Annotated in this window: 16 protein-coding genes; 13 read left to right on the plus strand and 3 right to left on the minus strand. The window is 33.8% G+C overall.

What is annotated here, in order from left to right; genetic code table 11:
* The first annotated feature begins 23 nt into the window (after nt 1-23).
* The 9 genes from mnmA (at nt 24) to AC2DZ0_RS14670 (ending at nt 12549) form a co-directional block, all read left to right on the plus strand.
* Nucleotides 24-1211, plus strand: a complete 1188-nt coding sequence (gene mnmA / locus AC2DZ0_RS14630; RefSeq protein ID WP_484642654.1) for a tRNA 2-thiouridine(34) synthase MnmA — start codon at nt 24-26, stop codon at nt 1209-1211.
* A gap of 11 nt (nt 1212-1222) precedes the next feature.
* Nucleotides 1223-2116 (plus strand): 1,4-dihydroxy-2-naphthoate octaprenyltransferase, encoded by an 894-nt coding sequence (menA, locus tag AC2DZ0_RS14635; protein WP_484642656.1) that lies wholly within the window; start codon nt 1223-1225, stop codon nt 2114-2116.
* Between the two features lie 31 nt (nt 2117-2147).
* Complete coding sequence (locus tag AC2DZ0_RS14640) at nt 2148-2540, plus strand: hypothetical protein (protein WP_484642658.1); 393 nt, start codon at nt 2148-2150, stop codon at nt 2538-2540.
* Nucleotides 2541-2632: 92 nt separating this feature from the next.
* Nucleotides 2633-4939, plus strand: coding sequence for a TonB-dependent receptor domain-containing protein (locus AC2DZ0_RS14645; RefSeq protein WP_484642660.1), 2307 nt, complete (start codon nt 2633-2635; stop codon nt 4937-4939).
* Nucleotides 4939-6141 carry a hypothetical protein gene (locus AC2DZ0_RS14650; protein WP_484642662.1) on the plus strand — a complete coding sequence of 401 codons (1203 nt, stop codon included), beginning with the start codon at nt 4939-4941 and terminating at the stop codon, nt 6139-6141. The genes AC2DZ0_RS14645 and AC2DZ0_RS14650 overlap by 1 nt, the downstream gene beginning before the upstream one ends.
* A gap of 4 nt (nt 6142-6145) precedes the next feature.
* A complete protein-coding gene (locus AC2DZ0_RS14655) occupies nt 6146-7168 on the plus strand; it encodes a transporter family protein (protein ID WP_484642664.1) in 1023 nt (340 codons plus the stop codon).
* A gap of 166 nt (nt 7169-7334) precedes the next feature.
* Nucleotides 7335-9827: a PIG-L family deacetylase gene (locus tag AC2DZ0_RS14660; RefSeq protein WP_484642666.1), complete on the plus strand. Its 2493-nt coding sequence runs from the start codon at nt 7335-7337 to the stop codon at nt 9825-9827.
* Between the two features lie 121 nt (nt 9828-9948).
* Complete coding sequence (locus AC2DZ0_RS14665) at nt 9949-11616, plus strand: sodium:solute symporter family protein (protein WP_484642668.1); 1668 nt, start codon at nt 9949-9951, stop codon at nt 11614-11616.
* Between the two features lie 9 nt (nt 11617-11625).
* On the plus strand, nt 11626-12549 hold the full coding sequence (locus AC2DZ0_RS14670; RefSeq protein ID WP_484642669.1) for a DUF6268 family outer membrane beta-barrel protein: 924 nt from the start codon (nt 11626-11628) through the stop codon (nt 12547-12549).
* Nucleotides 12550-12600: 51 nt separating this feature from the next.
* Here AC2DZ0_RS14670 and AC2DZ0_RS14675 read toward each other — a convergent pair whose 3' ends face one another.
* Nucleotides 12601-13452 carry a DUF2911 domain-containing protein gene (locus AC2DZ0_RS14675; protein WP_484642670.1) on the minus strand — a complete coding sequence of 284 codons (852 nt, stop codon included), beginning with the start codon at nt 13450-13452 and terminating at the stop codon, nt 12601-12603.
* A gap of 105 nt (nt 13453-13557) precedes the next feature.
* Between AC2DZ0_RS14675 and AC2DZ0_RS14680 the strand changes: the two genes are divergently transcribed.
* Genes AC2DZ0_RS14680 through AC2DZ0_RS14695 form a run of 4 tightly spaced genes read left to right on the plus strand, consistent with a single transcriptional unit; the run spans nt 13558 to nt 17289 of the window.
* On the plus strand, nt 13558-14235 hold the full coding sequence (locus AC2DZ0_RS14680; protein WP_484642671.1) for a metal-dependent hydrolase: 678 nt from the start codon (nt 13558-13560) through the stop codon (nt 14233-14235).
* 10 nt (nt 14236-14245) lie between these two features.
* A complete protein-coding gene (gene menC, locus AC2DZ0_RS14685) occupies nt 14246-15286 on the plus strand; it encodes an o-succinylbenzoate synthase (RefSeq protein ID WP_484642672.1) in 1041 nt (346 codons plus the stop codon).
* Nucleotide 15287: 1 nt separating this feature from the next.
* Nucleotides 15288-16241, plus strand: coding sequence for a CPBP family intramembrane glutamic endopeptidase (locus AC2DZ0_RS14690; protein ID WP_484642674.1), 954 nt, complete (start codon nt 15288-15290; stop codon nt 16239-16241).
* Complete coding sequence (locus AC2DZ0_RS14695) at nt 16228-17289, plus strand: AMP-binding protein (protein ID WP_484642675.1); 1062 nt, start codon at nt 16228-16230, stop codon at nt 17287-17289. Before AC2DZ0_RS14690 ends, AC2DZ0_RS14695 begins: the two co-directional genes overlap by 14 nt.
* Here AC2DZ0_RS14695 and AC2DZ0_RS14700 read toward each other — a convergent pair.
* Both AC2DZ0_RS14700 and AC2DZ0_RS14705 read right to left on the minus strand, forming a co-directional pair.
* On the minus strand, nt 17284-17793 hold the full coding sequence (locus AC2DZ0_RS14700) for a thioredoxin family protein (RefSeq protein ID WP_484490817.1): 510 nt from the start codon (nt 17791-17793) through the stop codon (nt 17284-17286). The two genes, AC2DZ0_RS14695 and AC2DZ0_RS14700, sit on opposite strands and share 6 nt — an antisense overlap.
* A 19-nt stretch (nt 17794-17812) precedes the next feature.
* Complete coding sequence (locus AC2DZ0_RS14705; protein WP_484642677.1) at nt 17813-19360, minus strand: peptide MFS transporter; 1548 nt, start codon at nt 19358-19360, stop codon at nt 17813-17815.
* Nucleotides 19361-19371 lie beyond the last annotated feature (11 nt).

The raw sequence follows: 19371 nt of genomic DNA on the forward strand, positions 1-19371 counted from the left end.
TGCAGTCTTAAATTTTGAAGTAAATGAAACGTGTAGTTGTTGGACTTTCCGGAGGAGTAGATAGTAGTGTAGCGGCCTATTTGTTGCAGAAACAAGGGTACGAAGTTATTGGCTTATTTATGAAGAATTGGCATGATGACTCCGTAACAATATCCAATGAATGTCCATGGCTAGAAGATAGTAATGACGCAATGATTGTTGCTGAAAAATTAGGGATCCCTTTTCAAGTTGTAGATTTAAGTGAGCAATATAAAGATCTTATTGTAGATTATATGTTCCGTGAATATGAAATGGGACGTACACCGAATCCAGATGTTTTATGTAATAGAGAGATTAAGTTTGATGTATTTATGAAAATTGCATTGGATTTAGGAGCTGATTATGTGGCAACAGGTCATTATTGCAGAAAAGGAACTTTAGAAAAAAACGGATCAGAGGTTTATCAATTATTAGCAGGAAAAGATGTGAATAAGGATCAATCTTATTTTTTATGTCAATTGTCTCAAGAGCAATTGTCAAAAGCTCTTTTTCCAATTGGAGAATTAACAAAACCAGAAGTTAGAGAAATAGCGAAAGAACTTGATTTGGTTACGGCTGATAAAAAAGATTCTCAGGGTTTATGTTTTATAGGAAAGGTTAGGTTACCTGAGTTTTTACAACAAAAATTACAACCAAAGGAAGGAGTAATTGTTACCATTCCAGAGAATTCTGAAACTTACAATCAAGAGGTTCCTGATTTTAAAAATAAAGAAGAAGAACTAGCATTTTTTAGTAATAAGTTTACCTATAGTATTTCTGATGGTAAAACCGTAGGAAAGCATCAGGGAGCTCATTATTTTACAAAGGGACAACGTAAAGGTTTAGCTGTAGGTGGAACCGTTGAGCCTTTATTTGTGATAGATACTGATGTTGAAGAAAATGTTATTTATACCGGTGAAGGAAAGAATCATCCTGGTTTATATCGAAAGGTATTATTCGTTTCTAATGAAGAATTGCATTGGATAAGAGAAGATTTAGCATTGAATGATGGAGAATCTCTTGAAGCAAAAGCAAGAATCAGATACCGACAAACACTAGAGGCTGCGACGCTTTATAAAGTGAAAGAAGGTTTGTATGTAGAATTTGAGAATCCTCAATCTGCTATTACTGAGGGACAATTTGTTGCTTGGTATTTAGAAGATGATTTGGCAGGATCAGGAGTAATTTCGTAAAAATAGTATCAATGAAACACTGGATTCAAGCAGCAAGGTTAAGAACACTACCATTATCATTGTCAGGAATTGTTTTGGGGGCTTGTTTAGCTGCTAAGTATGATAGTTTTGATGAGTGGATTTTTATTTTTTCAATTCTTACAACAATCGGTTTTCAAGTATTATCTAATTTTGCTAATGATTATGGTGACGGTGTCAAAGGAACAGATAATGAGCATAGAATCGGACCAGAAAGAGCGTTGCAAAGTGGTGCTATAAGTCCTAAACAAATGCTGAGAGGTATTTATATCACTGTTGTAATCACTTTGATGGTTGCTTTGTGTTTGATTTATTTAGCATTTGGGGTTGAAAATTTCGGTTTTTCAGTTTTGTTCTTTTTTTTAGGACTTGCCAGTATAGCGGCTGCCATTAAATATACAATGGGGAAAAATGCCTATGGGTATAGTGGATTAGGTGATGTTTTTGTTTTTGTCTTTTTTGGATTGCTTAGTGTGGTTGGGAGTTTGTTCCTTTACACAAAAACGGTCGAGGTCAATAGTTTTTTACCTGCATTCTCAATTGGATTTTTAAGTGCTGCGGTACTGAATCTGAATAATATGAGAGATAGAGCATCTGATATTTTATCAAATAAAAATACTTTAGTGGTAAAAATGGGAGCAGTAAAAGCAAAACAATACCATTATTCTTTATTGATTTTAGCCTTTGTCTCAGCGCTAGTTTATGTGGCGTCTGAATATGAAAGCCCAATTCAGTTTTTATTTTTGTTAGCTTTTGTGCCTCTTGCTTTTCATTTTGTGCGAGTTGTTAAAAATAAAGAAGCAGAGGGGTTAGACCCTGAGTTGAAAGTGGTAGCATTGAGTACCTTTCTGTTTTCTTTGTTGTTTGGTCTAGGGCAATTTTTATAAGAGTATAAAAAAAGTTAGTTTCGCCAACCTAATGAAAAAGGAAATTGCAGCTTTATTTTTTTATATGCTTTACATGGTGGCCATGATGCGACCTGTTATGCCTATTTTGGAATATTATGGAAATTACGAATATGTTGCAACTGTTTTGTGTGAAAACAGAGATAAGCCAGCAATGGCTTGTAATGGAAAGTGTTATTTAGAGAAGGAGTTAATTAAGGTAGCAGCGAGTCCTAAGACCCAAAAACAGCAACACCATTCTAGCATTCCTCAAATAGATTTTACTAAGTATCCAGTGTCTCCAATTCAAAATACTCAATATGGGTTTGTAAAGGAGAACTATAAAGTTTCAGAAAACTGGTTTTACTTGATTGAAAAACCTAAACAAATTATAACTTCTATTTTTAGACCGCCACTTGCAGTGTAATTACATACGAATCAACATTTTTATGTGAAAAATAAACCTTCTCATTTTTATATGAGTTAGGGAGGTATTAATTTATATTACACAAAACACAAATGCGTATCATAATATTGAGCTTTTTCCTATGTTTAGGAATAAGCTCGAACGCCCAAACGGCACAAAAAATAACAGCAACAATACTAGATAGTGAGTCTAAGGAACCAGTTAGTTTTGCTTCTATTCAAATACATAACTCTAAGCAGGGAACAATAGCTGATCGATTCGGTTTCTTTCAATTAGAGATGGATACTTTAGCTACGGAAATATTAATTTCTTCTATTGGATATAAGTCCAAAGTTATTAGTTTAAATAATGTTAAAAACACTATTTATTTAGTAGAAGCAACTGACGTGTTGGATGTAGTAATTGTTTCTGCCAGTAGAAACAAACAATTAAGAAAAGAGATTCCGGTTGCAATGTCAACAGTATCATCAAAAGAACTTCAAAATTCTAAACCAGTTTCTATTGATGAGGTTTTGAATAAACAGAGTGGTGTCTTGATGGTTGATTTAGGAAATGAACAGCATATGATGGCAATTCGACAACCTATCAGCACTAAGGGAGTATATCTTTATTTAGAAGATGGGGTACCGATTCGACCGAGTGGAATTTTTAATCATAATGCGCTGCTTGAACAAAATATGGCTGCAGCTAGAAGTATAGAGATTATAAGAGGATCTTACTCTTCTCTTTATGGTAGTGAAGCAATTGGTGGTGCCATAAACTATTTGACAGCGAATCCTAGTCTAATTCCAACGGCAGAAGTAGGGTATCGACAAAATAATTATGGGTATTCTAGATTTGATTTCAAAGCTTCAAATTCCATTGGTAAAACAGGGGTTTATTTCAGTGGTTATAAATCTAAAGTAGAAGATGGTTTTAGAGAGTATGGAGATTATAGTAAAGAGGCGTTTACTGCAAAAGTAGTGCATTCATTTTCTGATAATTTGATTTGGAATAGTTCTCTTACCTATGTAGATTACTTTAGTGAAATGAGCGGAAGTATTTCATATGATAAATTTATAGCTAAAGATTATACTTCAGATCATACGTTTACTTTTAGAGATGCAAAGTCAATTAGAGTAAAAACTGGATTGAAATATGATTGGAACAATAAACAATCAACTAGTTTAACCTTATTCTATAGAGATAACACAATGATTCAGAATCCGTCCTATAGAATTTCTAATAGAACGGAAAACGATTCTTTTACAACAGGAGAATTGAATAACAATAGTTTTCATAGTTACGGCTTTGTTGGGCAACATAATGTAATTGTCAATGATAAATTGAAAGGTAGTTTTGGGGTTAGTTTAGATAATAGTCCAGTGACATATGTGGCAGAAAGGACTTCTGTTTACAGAAATGATCAAGGAGTTTTTGAGAGTTATACTGTATTAGATCAAAAATTGTCGGACTATAATGTAGATTTGATGAATACTGCGATGTATCTATTAGGCGATTATAAGTTTACGGATTATTTTAGGGCAAATTTCGGACTTAGATTTGATCATTTTAGTTATGATTTCACAAATCATTTGGGGATTGATGCGAATTCTTATAAGGCTCCAGATTCTGAAAATACCTATGCCGCTCTAACTCCAAGACTAGGGGTGCTGCTAGTAACTTCAAAAAATAATAGTTTATATGCTAATTTTAGCACAGGATTTAAACCTCCAAGTGTTGGTGAGTTGTATAAAGGAACAGATGTGCCTTTGTTAGAGCCAAGTAGATATAATAATTTTGAGTTGGGTGAGACTTTTGTTAGTTCCAATAGAAGGTTTAACATGGAACTTGCTTTGTATTATCTAAAAGGAGAAAATGAGGTTGTATCTGTGAAGTTTTTAAATGATGATGGCATTGATAGTTTAGAAAATAGAAATGCTGGAGTGACAGAACATTACGGTTTAGAGTATCTGTTTAAATATAGACTTGTTGATGAAATTGAACTTAGAACGAGTGGATCGTATTCCAGACATAAATATGTCTATTTTGTTACAAATACCAGACCCGATAAGGAAGAAGATTTTAGTGGGAATGACATGCCTGGAGCACCGAAATGGATAAATAATGCTGAAGTTAGCTATGAACCGCATTTTTTAAAAGGTTTACGTTTGGGGTTAGAAATGCAGCATGTTAGCCCATATTTTACTGAAGATGCTAATGAAATAGATTATGTAGGATATTCTTTTTTTAATGTAAGAATGGGATATAGAACCAAACATGTTTATGTATGGTCAAACGTAAATAATTTATTTAATACAAATTATGCAACTAGGGTTTCAACAAGTTGGGGTAAAACAACTTATACGCCAGGTACACCCCAGACTTTTAATATAGGAATCTCTTATGCTATTTATTAATGAAAAAAATAATTTTTATCAGTTTGTTTCTGGTGGGTATTTCCTGTAAAAGGAATAAGGGAGCATCGGAAATTTCTCTTGGAGAGGTTTTTGAAATATCAACATTGGAAACTGAAAATGAAGGTGCTTTTTTAGCAGACGGTTTAAACAATGAAAAATTTATTTGTTGGACTGAAGAGTATAGTACGGGCAATGTTTTTGTCTATAAACGGTATAAAGATCATGTGTTTATGGAGAAAGTTGTGGTGCCAACCACTCTTGGGTTACAGTCGCACCATGAAAGTATGGCTAAATTGGGTGTTACAAAAGAGGGACTTATTTTCTGTTTATTTCGCGTGGCAAATCCTACTAAAATGAATAAATATGGAGGGACCCTATTTTATACAACATCAAAAGATAATGGAAAGAATTGGTCCGAAAGGGAGAAGCTAGTGCTTGAGGAAGAATCTACAAGTCAAAGTTTTTTTGATATAGAAAGGATGGAAAATGGTGAATTGGCTATTGTTTGGTTAGATAATAGATTTTCTACTAGAGAGAAAAGAGGGAGTACTCTTTTTTTTAATCACACCACTTTTGATAAAATTGTAGAAAAGGAAACACCTATTGCTTTTAATACTTGTCAATGCTGTAGAACTGATTTGTTGGTTGATGGAGCAGAATTAAAAATTGCTTTTCGGAATATAGTAGGAAAAAACAATCGTGATATGTTTTTTATCAGTTCCTCGGATGGAGGAGTTTCTTTTAATGAGGCAAAACGGATTAGTAGTGATAATTGGGAGTTGGATGGTTGTCCGCATACAGGTCCCTCACTTGCAGTAAGTGGTTCTACTGCTGCGGTATGGTTTACTGCGGGTAAAGGCAATAAAGGCTTGTTTTTTGCAGAAAAAAAGAATAAGACAGCTGGGTTTGGAAAAAGAATTGAAATTTCAGAAAATGGAAATCATCCTCAAATGACATTTGCGAAAGGAAATTATTATGTAGTTTATGATGCCTATTATACGAAAGCAAATACAACCTTTCAACAAATCAAGTTACTTAAAAAGAATATATTTGCATCAGATGAAATTATTTCTTTGACTATGGATGAAACGATGAATTCACATCCTGTTATTTCAAAGATTTCTGAAAATGAACTGCTTGTAGTTTGGACTAAATTAGATGGTAGAAATAAACAAATTCAAGCAATAAAAATTAATATTTAAAGAAATGAAAATTCATACTCGAATACTCGTTTTAATATTTTTTTCAGCAATCTTTTGTGCTAAAGGACAAGATAAAAGATGGTCTTCGGCACGACCCGATGGTCATGCTCCGATAGGTGTTATGGGAGATCATGTGCACCATAAAGGGGAATGGATGGCATCTTACAGATACATGAATATGAATATGTTTGGGAATATTTCTGGTACGGAGGAAGTTGGTTTTGATACTATATTTCAAGAGTATATGGTAGCCCCTCAGTCGATGGTTATGCAAATGCATATGATTGGAATGATGTATGCACCTTCAGATATATTCACATTGTATTATATGGGAAGTGTTTGGAATAATGATATGAGTTTGTTGACACGAACAAAACTAAATTTTCAGACGAATTCAAATGGTTTAGGAGATGTGAAATTGGGTAGTTTGATCCAATTGTTTAATTCAGAGCGTAGAACGATGCATTTGAATGTTGGAGTTTCTTTACCTGTTGGTAGCATCACAAATGACGGGGTGACGCCAGCTTCTGATCCAGAGGAAGTAAGGCTAGGATATGCAATGCAATTAGGTTCAGGTACCTATGATGTAACTTTAGGAGCTACTTACCTTAAGCAATATTACAATATGTCCTTTGGATTACAGACTACCTACCTTTTAAGAACTGGAGAAAATGTGGAGGGATATACTTTAGGGAATACTTGGAAATCAACTTTTTGGATGGCATATTATATTACAAAAAATTTCAGTGCTTCTGCAAGGTTGAATTATGATATAATTGATGCTATAAATGGTGCGGATAAAACGTTTAACCCAATGATAGCAACGGTGTATGATGCTAAAAACTCTGGGAAAAGGCAGTTGAATTTTTCTGTGGGTGGTAATATGGCTCTTTTTAAAGGAGATTTAAAAGGGCTAAGATTGTCAGGAGAATTTGGAATACCATTATATCAATATGTTGAAGGTGTTCAAATGGAGTCAAAGTTTTTGTTTACAATGGGCGTGCAATACGCTTTTGGTGGACATTAGTATAGGTTACTTTAATAAAATTTTGTGAAACGGTAAGATTTAATTCTTGCCGTTTTTTTTATTTTTAACAGCTTTAATATAGTTTTTTTAATTAGATGTACTTGAAAGAGATAGTATTAAAAATTAAAGTAAATTTGATAAAATTCAACAAAATCTTCAGGATTAAATGAGATATCTATTGTTATTATTGTTTTTGGGAATTTCTACGCATCGAGTAGTCTCTCAAAAACCAGAAAAATTATCGTCAAATCAAATATTTGAAAAGTTAGAAGAATTTAATTTTTTAGGAACAGTTCTCTATATTGCTGCACATCCTGATGATGAGAATACCCGATTGATAAGTTATTTGTCAAATCAGGTAAAGGCTAGAACAGTTTATTTATCTTTAACTAGAGGTGATGGGGGGCAAAATTTAATTGGTCCTGAAATAAGAGAATCATTAGGAGTTATTAGAACTCAAGAATTGTTAGCTGCGAGACGTGTTGATGGTGGCGAGCAAAGATTTTCTAGGGCTAATGATTTTGGGTATTCGAAGAATCCAACAGAAACATTAGGTATTTGGGATCGAGAGAAAGTTTTAGCTGATGTTGTATGGGCGATCCGAACCATTCAGCCAGATGTAATTATTAATAGATTTGACCATAGAACTCCGGGTACAACGCATGGTCATCATACTGCTTCTGCGATGTTAAGTTATGAGGCATTTGATTTGGCAGGTGATCCTTCAAAATTCTCATCACAATTAGATTATGTGGATGCATGGAATCCTAATAGATTGTTTTTTAATACTTCTTGGTGGTTTTATGGGAGCCAAGAAAAATTTAAAAATGCAAGTAAGGAAAACTTACTTCAATTTGATATTGGGGTGTATTACCCACAAAAAGGTGTTTCCAATAATGAAATTGCAGCACTGGCAAGTAGTCAGCATTTATGCCAAGGCTTTGGTCGTCTTTCTTCACGTGGTTCAGAAAGTGAATATGTAGAGTTTTTAAAAGGAGATTTTCCTCAGGATAAGTCTAATTTGTTTTCCGGGATTGATACCTCGTGGAATCGAGTAAAAGGAGGAAAGGAAATACAAGAGATTATTGATCCTATTATTGAAAATTTTAAATTTAAAAACCCTGCTGTGCATTTAAAACAATTGATGAAAGCCTATGCAAAATTATCAAGTATTTCTGATGATCATTGGAGGGAGTTAAAAGAAAAGGAGTTAGCTGATATCATATATGCATGTGCAGGCTTGTATTTAGAAGCCTCTTCTAAAGTTGCTTCATCTACACCAAATGGTTCTGTGGATGTGGCATTGGAGATTTTGAATAGATCTCAAAATGAAATTAAATTAAAATCTCTTACCTATCTTCCGAATGGTAAAAAAGAAGAGAAAGATGTTGCTTTATTAGAAAATAGCAAACAGTTGTACAAAGAGAAAATTTGGTTGAAAGCTGAAAAAACTACAAGTCCATATTGGTTAGAAGAATTAGGAAATCTAGGAATGTATACCGTAAAAGATCAGGCTTTAATTGGTCTGCCCAATACTCCAAGAAATATAAAGGTGGTTTTTGAATTGGAAATTGAAGGGGAATCTATCTCCTTTGTGAAAGATGTGGTTCGTCGTTATGCGAAACGAGATAAAGGAGAGTTGTATCAACCTTTTGAGGTATTGCCGAAAGTAACCGTTTCAATGGGGGATCCAGTAGTTGTATTTGAATCAGATGCTGCCAAATATGTTGAGGTTACTATAAAAGCAGGAGATCAAAATGTAAATGGGGTTGTGGAACTTTGTCATGCACAAGGATGGACAGTATCGCCAAGAGAGATAAACTTTTCAATTGAAAAGAAAGGTGCAACAAAACAATTTAAATTTAAAGTCACGCCACCAAAAAATCAATCAGAAGCACAAATTTCGGTGATCGCAAGGGTAGACGGCGAGGCGTATGATAAAGAATTGGTTGAGATCGTTTATGATCATATTCCAACGCAAAGTGTTCTGAAACATTCAGTAGCTAAAGTAGTACGAATGGATATAAAGAAAAAAGGAACTTCTATTGGGTATATTGAAGGGGCTGGTGATATGGTGGCAGAAAGCTTAGCACAAATTGGATATGTGGTTCATAAAATTGATCCAAAAGAAATACAGTTAGAATTGTTAAAAGGGTTTGACGCTGTGGTTGTTGGAATTAGAGCTTATAATACGATAGAGCAATTAAAGTTTAAGCAATCAATTCTGTTGGACTATGTGAAACAAGGAGGGAATCTTGTCGTTCAATATAATACAGCGGGAAGAGGTGGTGTAGATGTTGGGGCTCCCTTTACATTGGAAGTTTCAAGAGATCGTGTTACAGATGAACAGGCTGAAGTAACGTTTTTAAAGAAAAAACATGCTTTGTTGAATAAACCGAATAAAATTACAGGCAAAGATTTTGAAGGATGGGTACAAGAACGTGGATTGTATTTTCCTAATAAATGGTCCAATGAATATACCCCTATTTTAGCAATGAATGATCAAGGCGAACCTTCAAAAGAAGGAAGTTTGTTAGTAGCTCATTATGGAAAAGGAACTTATATTTATACAGGCTTGAGCTTTTTTAGAGAGCTTCCTGCGGGAGTTCCAGGGGCTTATAAGTTGTTTGCAAATATCTTATCTTACAACAAAAAATAGTGATATGGAGAAACCTATTTATAAATGGAAAAAGATTTACACTGTGGTTTTATTAGCCAATGTAATATACTTTGTTCTGTTTTATTTAATAATGAATCAATATTCAATTTAATAACAAGCTATGGAAATTGTGGATTGGTTAGTTTTAGCAGGAACTTTATTGTTCATTGTAATTTATGGTTCCTATAAAACAAAAGGAAGTAAAAATGTTCAAGAGTTTATAAAAGGAGGAAGTGAGTCCAACTGGTGGACAATTGGACTTTCGGTTATGGCAACCCAAGCCAGTGCGATCACATTTTTATCAACGCCTGGTCAGGCTTTTAATGATGGGATGGGGTTTGTTCAGTTTTATTTTGGACTGCCTTTGGCAATGGTTATTATTTGTTTGGTTTTTATTCCTATTTACCACCGGCTTAAGGTGTATACTGCTTATGAGTTTTTAGAAGATCGATTTGATTTAAAGACACGCTCCTTAGCTGCTATTTTATTTCTGATTCAACGAGGCTTGGCTGCGGGAATAACCATTTTTGCACCAGCAATCGTTTTGTCAGCAGTTTTAGGTTGGGATTTAATTCCTTTAAATATCGCTATTGGGGTGTTGGTTATTATTTATACGGTTTCTGGAGGTACTAAAGCGGTTAGTGTTACACAGAAACAGCAAATGGCTATTATTTTTTCGGGAATGTTTATCGCTTTTTATTTAATTTTAGATTACTTGCCAGAAAATATAACCTTTACCAAAGCACTTGAGATTGCTGGAGCAAGTGGGAAAATGGATGTGCTAGATTTTTCTTTTGATCTGAATAATAGGTATACTATTTGGACTGGTATTTTAGGAGGAACCTTTTTAATGTTGTCTTATTTTGGTACAGACCAAAGTCAAGTGCAACGTTACCTGTCAGGAAAATCAGTAAGAGAAAGTCAATTGGGTTTGATTTTTAATGGACTGCTAAAAATTCCAATGCAGTTTTTTATTTTGTTAGTAGGAGTTTTTGTTTTTGTGTTTTATCAGTTTAATTCGGCGCCATTAAATTTTAATCCGAAAGCAACGGAGGTCATCATGAATTCTGAGAATAGCGCTTTATATGCAGATTTAGAAAGGAGTCATAGGGCAATTGAAGAAACAAAAAAAAATCTATTATTAGAAGATTTGTCTACTTCAAATATTACCGAAATAAAAGCGCTAAATAATAGAGATCGAGCTTTAAAAGAAGAAGCGAAAGAACTTATTTTAAAAACGGATGCTGATGTAGAAACCAATGACAAGGATTATGTGTTTATCCATTTTATTTTGAACAACCTTCCTAGAGGTTTGATTGGATTGTTACTTGCCGTAATTTTGTCAGCCGCCATGTCTTCTACAGCCTCAGAGTTGAATGCTTTGGCTTCTACAACAACAATGGATTTGTTTAAACGGAATGCTGTCCATCAGCATGATGATGCTTATTATGTAAAGGCAACCAAATGGTTTACTCTAGCCTGGGGGATTTTGGCGATTTTAGTGGCATGTGTAGCTAATCTTTTTGATAATTTAATTCAGCTGGTAAATATCATAGGTTCTATTTTCTATGGAAATGTTTTGGGGATCTTTCTTTTAGCATTTTTTATAAAACGTGTCCAAGGAAATGCAGTTTTTTATGCGGCTATTTTTACTCAAATCATTATTATTGCAGTCTGGTTTTTAGATTTGTTACCTTATTTGTGGTTGAACCTTTTAGGTTGTATGCTTGTAATGTTGTTTGCGGTAATACTAGAGAAATTTAAGAAGAAAAACCTGAGACCGAATTAAAAAGAGAAAATGAAAAAGATAGCTTTAGTACTACTAATGGTAGTTTTTGGGAGGCAACTCTCAGCACAAGAATCAATTGATATAGTAACTGTTTCTGGACATTTTGGAAGTCCACAACCTTATATCGCAGATGAAAATTCTAGTTATAAAGGTGAGGCCACTGAAAGAGGAGCTATGGTGAATTTGGTTGTACCTGTAGTTTTAAATAAAAAACAGATCTGGTATAATAGCGTCAATTATATGCAGTGGAATGTAAATAACAATGAAACAATGCCTGTAGGTATAGCGAACCCAATTCAAATTCATGGTTTGATTTTAAGAACTGGTTTTATTCAAAAGTTTGACAATGGAAATTCTATTCAAGCTATTTTTATTCCACGATTGATGTCGGATTTTAAAAATATCAACGGAAAACATTTTCAATTTGGTGGAACCTTTATCTATGAAAAGGTTTATAATGAGAATTTGAAAATTGGATATGGAGCTTTATACAATCAAGAAACATTTGGTGTAAACATTGTTCCTTTGGTGAATCTAGAATGGAAAATGTCTGAAAGATGGTCAATGTCTGGTTTGTTGCCTATTTACTCTAAAATTAAATATAAGGTAAACGATAAATTAAATTTAGGGATACATCATTTTGGTTTGGTGACTTCATATCGCTTGGGAGAAGAAGCTTATCAAAATGATTATATTGAAAGACGAAGTATTGATCTCGGACTTTTTGCCAGATATAATTTATTTGGAAATATTCATCTAGAAGGAAGATATGGCTATTCTTTTGGTAGAAGTTATGCGCAATATGACGAAAATGATAAAATTGATTTAGCACTGCCATTAGCAACTATTGGCGATAACAGAACACAAAAAAATGCCAACTTTAACGATGGAACCTATGCTCATATTCGATTGGTATACGCTTTGAAACTATAAAATAAAAAAAGCCCAAATAAAATTATTTGGGCTTTTTTATAAGTGGAGTTTTTATATTTCTACGCCCCATTCTTTTAGTGAAGCGGTATTCATGTTTATATAATCTCTATTATTTGCCTTTTCTGCCAACTCCAAAGATTTTTTTGCTGCTTTAATAGCTCCTTTGGTATCTCCCGCTTTTGCATGAATTAATGATTGCTGTCTGATAACCCAAAATTTAGGTTTCTTTTTTTGTTGTTTTACTGCTTTGTCAATCCATTTTTGAGCAATTTTTATGTCTTTGTCATTGTTCAAGTAATATACTGCAGCAGCATAATAATCATTCGTTTTTGGTTCTCCATTCATAGTAGCTTCAATACTCGCCATTACAATTTTGTCTGTTGGAACTTCAAAGGGAATCGCGATATATGTTTTTTCCCAAATTAATTCTAAATGAGCACTAGCTCCTTTGATTTCGTTAAATCCTATAGCCATAGTCTCGACGTTAAAAGGTACAGGATATGATTTCACGCTAGTTTTGGCAACAACTTTTGTATCGTCCCATTTTTGAGGTGTTCCCCAGTTTTCAGAATCGCTATAAAAAAAGATTTCCCATGAGTCTTTATTTGGTTTTGTGTATAGAGCATAAGTACCTGCTTTTAATTCTTGACCGTCAACAGTGATTTCAGTGTCAATGGTGATTTTAGTGTTGGCATTGGCACCTGTTCTCCATACTTTTCCGTAAGGGACTAAGTCTCCAAAAATTGCTCTGCCCTTTACACTTGGTCTAGAATATTCTACAGTAACAGTGGTCATCCCAACTTTTTGAGAATTTGTTCCTAGCGGACTTGGCTGTGGTGTTTTTACCTGTGCAGTTAATGAGGTTAGCGAAATGGTGAAAAGCGCTAAAATAATTTTTTTCATAATTTTTTAAATTTGTTGATTATTCCTACCAAGATACGGACTTTTAATTAAGTGTTATTTAAATAAAAAGGTATCTTTACTTTACTATAATTATAATAGAATGATATGAAAATTACTTTTTTAGGACACGCAAGTTTTTTAATAGAAATAGAGGAAACTAAAATTATTGTAGATCCTTTTATAACTCCAAATCCATTAGTAGAAGACATTAATATTTCCGCTTTAAAGGCTGATTATATTTTAGTAACTCATGCACATGAGGATCATATTGCCGATGTAGAAAAAATAGCCAAAATTTCGGATGCAGTAGTTGTTTCTAACTTTGAAATTGTCAGTTATTTTGAGAAGTTAGGTGTCTCTGGACATCCTATGAATCATGGAGGAACATGGGAGTTTGATTTCGGGAAAGTAACCTATACGAATGCTGTTCATTCTAGCTCTTTTCCTGATGGAACCTACGGAGGGAATCCAGGTGGTTTTTTGATTGAGGGAGAACACAAAGTAGTTTATATTGCAGGGGATACTGCCTTGACAATGGATATGAAATTAATTCCATTGAAAACGAAATTAGATGTCGCTATTTTACCGGTAGGAGATAATTTCACTATGGGAGTAGAAGATGCTTTGATTGCAAGTGATTTTTTAGAGTGTTCTAAAATTATTGGTTGTCATTTTGATACATTTGGTTATATAGAAATTGATCATGATGCGGCAATTAAGAAATTCTATGATAATGATAAGGATTTAATGTTGTTGAAAATTGGAGAACAAATTCAATTGTAAATAGTAATTCATGTTAAAAGCAACTTTTAAAAAGTATATTTTAAATTTTAAACAAGCGAGTGGGACTTCACGAGGAATTCTCAAAACGAAAGAAACTTTTTTTGTCAAGCTTGAAGAAGAGGGGAAAGAAGGTATTGGAGAATGTGGTTTATTTAGAGGTTTAAGCATTGATGATCGTCCGAATTATGAAGATAAATTAAAATGGGTTTGTGATAATATAGGTTTAGGCAAGGAAACGTTGTTACATGAACTCCATGCGTATCCTTCTATTCAGTTTGGAGTAGAACAAGCTTTTTTATCACTTCAATCTAAAAATATGTTTCAATTATTTGAGACAGATTTTGTTACTGCCAAACAACCGATTTCTATAAATGGTTTGATTTGGATGGGCGATGCTGCTTTTATGCAAAAGCAAATTGAAGAAAAGTTAAATGCTGGTTTTGGCACCATCAAACTAAAAATAGGCGCTATAAATTTTGATAAAGAATGTGACCTTTTAGGTTCTATTAGAGAGCGATATTCCGCAGATGAAATAGAGCTTCGGGTTGATGCAAATGGTGCTTTTTCTCCGGATGAGGCATTGGATAAATTAGAACGTCTTGCTAAGTTTGATTTACATTCTATAGAACAACCTATCAAACAGGGACAAATCTCAGAAATGGCAGATCTTTGCAAGAAAACACCTCTTCCAATTGCTTTGGATGAAGAGTTGATAGGTGTTTTCTCTAAGGCTGATAAAATAGCCTTGATAGATGAAATTCAACCACAGTTTATAATTTTAAAACCGAGTTTGGTTGGAGGGATAAATGGAAGTGATGAGTGGATTTCTATAGCTGAAAAAAATAAAATAGATTGGTGGATCACTTCTGCTTTGGAAAGTAATATAGGTTTGAATGCGATTGCGCAATATACAAGTAAATTAAATACAACAATGCCGCAAGGACTTGGGACTGGTGCTTTGTTTACAAATAATATTGAGGCTCCATTATTTGTTGAAAATGGTAAATTGTGGTATGATTCATCTCTAAAATGGGGTGAAATAAAATTTTAAGATGAGTTTTTTACAGAAAGGGTTTTTAGGAGAGACAAAGTGGTGGAAATATGTGTTGACCCTTGCTCTAGTATTTTTAGGGATGTTTATTTTTTCTATACCTCATAGCATAGCTATTGGAGTAAAAACAGCCTTGGGAGAAGTAGATACGAATCGAATGGAAGATGTGAATTATGTGATGAATTTGTTTGAATCTAATACTGGATTGGTTTATATGATTATACCGTTTGTAGGAGGACTGTTAGGTTTGCTTGTTTCTGTAAAGTATGTACATCAGCAAAGCATAACAAACCTTACCACAGGAAGAGATAAAATTGATTGGAAAAGAGTTCGGTTTTCTTTTTTGATTTGGACTGGGGTAGTGGTAAGCTTTGTAATGATTCAATTGCTTTTATCACCAGAATCCTTAGTGCTGAATTTTCAAATGAAACCTTTCTTGATTTTAGTTTGCATAGGTGTATTATTAATTCCGATACAAACTAGTTTTGAAGAGTATATGTTTAGAGGCTATTTTATGCAAGCTATGGGAGTATTGTCTAGAAATAGATGGTTTCCATTATTGTTTACTTCAGTTGTGTTTGGGGTACTGCATATCTCTAATCCAGAGGTAGCAAAATTGGGCTATGGCCTGATGGTTTATTATATAGGAACAGGTTTTTTTCTTGGGATTATTACACTTATGGATGATGGTATGGAATTGAGTTTAGGATTTCATGCGGCAAATAATTTAATTTCAGCCTTGTTGGTAACAGCAGATTGGCAAGTTTTTCAAACGTACTCACTATTTAAAGATGTCTCTGAACCCAATCTAGTTACTTCAATTCTTCCGTCATTGATTTTATTTCCAATAGCAACTTATATTTACTCGAAGAAATATGGTTGGTCTGATTGGAAGCAGAAACTTTCAGGAGAAATTGATGAACCATTTTTAGAAAAAAAATATGATTCATTTTAAGATACATACTTCCTTTAAATTAAATGGTTCCTCATTTCAAAATTCTAACCATTTAATATCTTTTTTGTTAGAGCATCAGTTAGAGGGAGCTTCTTTTTTAGAAGCTTGGTTTGATGATAAGGAATATATTCTTGCAAAAACCTCGGGATCTACGGGAGTTCCGAAGGAAATACAAATCAGTAAACAGCAAATGCTAAATTCAGCTTCTGCAACAGGAACATATTTTGAGTTATCTCCTGGTATTAAAGCCTTGCTTTGTATGTCTTCTGATTTTATTGCTGGAAAAATGATGTGGGTTAGAGCACTTTTATTAGGGTGGGAGCTGACCATGGTGCCTGTTTCTTCCAATCCGTTAAAAGAAACATCGTTAGAGTTTGATTTCGTAGCGATGGTGCCTTTACAGGTAGAGAATTCCTTAGATCAATTGAAACGAATAAAAACCTTAATCATTGGGGGCGCTGTTGTTTCTAAGGAGTTAGAAAAAAAAATTCAAAATTCAGAAACGGCTGTTTATGCGACTTATGGGATGACTGAAACCATTACTCATATAGCGATTAAGAAACTAAACAAAATAAATAAGGAGGAAGAAAAGCTGTATCAGGCTTTACCAACTGTTTCTTTGTCTTTGGATACAAGAGGATGTTTGGTGATTGATGCTCCTTTAATAGCCAATGATAAAGTGATTACCAATGACTTGGTTCGTTTAGAGTCTTCGTCATCTTTTGAGTGGCTTGGTCGCTATGACTCAATTATTAATAGTGGAGGAGTTAAATTAATTCCTGAACAAATTGAGCACAAAATAGCTAAGGTTGTCAAGACAAAATTTTTTATAGCTGGTGTTCCCGATTCTATTTTAGGAGAAAAAGCGGTTCTTTTTATAGAGCAAGAAAATACCAGAGCTAAACAAGATATAGATGTTAAAGAATTTCTTTCTAAGACAAGTTTAGAACGATATGAGTTTCCAAAAGAAATTTATTTTGTAGAAAAATTCTTGATGACAGAAACGGGCAAGATAAAAAGAGCGGCTACTTTAAAGAAGTATTTATAGGTTGCTTACAAATTCTTCTTGAAAAGCTTCCCACGAAATACTTAAGAAGTTTTGTTGAGAGAAATATTGCAAAATAGGTTCCATCTCTTTAGGTTCTAAATATCCAGCTAGTTTTTGAATCAAACGTTCGTCTTGATCCATAAAAACGGTAGAGGGAAAGCTCATTTCACCGTGAAGTAGGTTTGCGGCAAGTTCATTGTAGCCTTTTCTACCTTGTTTGATAAATTTGTATTCTTTTCCTTTGTAGAAAATTGAGCTAGTCTGCTCAGCATCTAACTTAACAGCATAATAATTTTCATTTATAATAGTAACGATGACAGGATTTTCATAGGTGTTATGATCCATTTTTTTACAATACCCACACCACTCCGTGTACACGTCGATTAATATAGTTTTTGGGTTTTTACGATTTAATTCAATCGCTTTTTCAAAACTAATCCATTCAATTTTTTGTGCCTGAGTTGCTAGGCTATAAAGGAAAAAAATAAAAATAAATTTTTTCATAAAAGGTTATAGTTGCGGATTAATGAACGCCGTGCATCAAAGATTTAATTTTTCTTGTTAGCAAGATTACGATACAACCAGCTCCAACGGGAACTAGTGTGAAAATTAAGAAAAAGGTAGTAAGAGAATATTCAGCAGTAATTTTATCAATCATTCCCCCCATAGACCCAGCTACTTTATTTCCCATACCAATTGCAACATACCACAATCCAAACATTAAACCAATTTTGCTTGCAGGAACTAATTTTGATAAATACGATAGTCCAACAGGTGATAAGGTCAATTCTCCCAAGGTATGTAAAAGGTATGCTAAAATTAGCCAAATAACACTAACAGATGCAGTTTGTGCTCCAGAAGGTATACCGGCAGAACCGTAAGCTAAAAACCCAAAACCAAGTCCTAATAAAATTAGACCGATACCAAATTTAACACTAGCAGGTGGATTGAATTTACTTTCCCATATTTTTGAAAATAAAGGAGCAAAAGCAATAATATAAAACGAGTTTAATATTCCAAACCAAGAGGCTGGGATTTCAGTTGAGCTGTCGTTAAATTGGTTTTTTAGCATCCAAATTACAATTCCCCAAATGATAATAAAACTAGCTCCTAGAAATAAATTTGAAATGGCATATTTTTTAAAAGTCATTCTGAATAACAAGAATAAAACATAGGTTATAATGGCTAGGGGTACAACAGTTATTAAAGTATTGGTAATTCTAAAAACAGTAGCTGCAGTACCATCTAATACTCTGTTGGTATAATCTTTTGCAAAAATTGTCATGGAACCACCTGCTTGCTCAAATGCAGCCCAAAAGAAAACCGTAAAGAAGGCTAGAATTCCAACAACAATATACCTGTCCCTTTGAACTGAATCGCTTACTGTAGTGATTTTTTCAATAGTTTCTTCCTTCGGAATTCTATCTTGTTGTTTTTTTGAGAGTCCAATATTTCCAAAGATATTCTGAGCAAACCAAAATTGTAACATTCCTAAAAACATAAAAATTCCGGCCAAACCAAATCCCCAATGAAAACCATAGGTTTCACCAATATACCCACAAAGCAAAATACCAAGGAAAGCACCTGCATTTACTCCCATATAATAAATGGTATAGGCCCCATCTTTTTTTTCTGGACGATCATCGTACATTTCTGAAATAATAGAAGTCATATTAGGCTTAAAAAGTCCATTACCAGCAATTAAACACGCGATTCCAATATATAAACTCGTTGGCGTATCAAAGGTCATAGCAGCATGACCTGCAGTCATAATTAAGGCTCCTAAAGCCACGGCCCATCGATAACCTAAAAATTTATCAGCTAAATAACCTCCAATAACAGGTGTAAAATAAACCAACATCGTGTAGGTTCCATATAAGCCAAGTGCTTCTTCTCTAGACCAAGCCCAACCTCCATCTAATAATGCTGAAGTTAAAAATAATACTAGAAGGGCACGCATCCCATAATAAGAGAATCTCTCCCACATTTCTGTAAAAAATAATACAAAAAGGCCAGCAGGATGACCGAGTACATTGTCTTTGAAAAATTGATCTGTGTTGTTTTGAGACATAAGGGGTGAAT

It is taken from the genome of Flavicella sp. IMCC45668 (assembly GCF_057219105.1).

Bases quoted from the DNA above. Each gene is read 5' to 3' on its own strand.
- mnmA (WP_484642654.1), top strand. From the start codon at position 24: ATGAAACGTGTAGTTGTTGGACTTTCCGGAGGAGTAGATAGTAGTGTA.
- menA (WP_484642656.1), top strand. From the start codon at position 1,223: ATGAAACACTGGATTCAAGCAGCAAGGTTAAGAACACTACCATTATCA.
- AC2DZ0_RS14640 (WP_484642658.1), top strand. From the start codon at position 2,148: ATGAAAAAGGAAATTGCAGCTTTATTTTTTTATATGCTTTACATGGTG.
- AC2DZ0_RS14645 (WP_484642660.1), top strand. From the start codon at position 2,633: ATGCGTATCATAATATTGAGCTTTTTCCTATGTTTAGGAATAAGCTCG.
- AC2DZ0_RS14650 (WP_484642662.1), top strand. From the start codon at position 4,939: ATGAAAAAAATAATTTTTATCAGTTTGTTTCTGGTGGGTATTTCCTGT.
- AC2DZ0_RS14655 (WP_484642664.1), top strand. From the start codon at position 6,146: ATGAAAATTCATACTCGAATACTCGTTTTAATATTTTTTTCAGCAATC.
- AC2DZ0_RS14660 (WP_484642666.1), top strand. From the start codon at position 7,335: ATGAGATATCTATTGTTATTATTGTTTTTGGGAATTTCTACGCATCGA.
- AC2DZ0_RS14665 (WP_484642668.1), top strand. From the start codon at position 9,949: ATGGAAATTGTGGATTGGTTAGTTTTAGCAGGAACTTTATTGTTCATT.
- AC2DZ0_RS14670 (WP_484642669.1), top strand. From the start codon at position 11,626: ATGAAAAAGATAGCTTTAGTACTACTAATGGTAGTTTTTGGGAGGCAA.
- AC2DZ0_RS14675 (WP_484642670.1), bottom strand. From the start codon at position 13,452: ATGAAAAAAATTATTTTAGCGCTTTTCACCATTTCGCTAACCTCATTA.
- AC2DZ0_RS14680 (WP_484642671.1), top strand. From the start codon at position 13,558: ATGAAAATTACTTTTTTAGGACACGCAAGTTTTTTAATAGAAATAGAG.
- menC (WP_484642672.1), top strand. From the start codon at position 14,246: ATGTTAAAAGCAACTTTTAAAAAGTATATTTTAAATTTTAAACAAGCG.
- AC2DZ0_RS14690 (WP_484642674.1), top strand. From the start codon at position 15,288: ATGAGTTTTTTACAGAAAGGGTTTTTAGGAGAGACAAAGTGGTGGAAA.
- AC2DZ0_RS14695 (WP_484642675.1), top strand. From the start codon at position 16,228: ATGATTCATTTTAAGATACATACTTCCTTTAAATTAAATGGTTCCTCA.
- AC2DZ0_RS14700 (WP_484490817.1), bottom strand. From the start codon at position 17,793: ATGAAAAAATTTATTTTTATTTTTTTCCTTTATAGCCTAGCAACTCAG.
- AC2DZ0_RS14705 (WP_484642677.1), bottom strand. From the start codon at position 19,360: ATGTCTCAAAACAACACAGATCAATTTTTCAAAGACAATGTACTCGGT.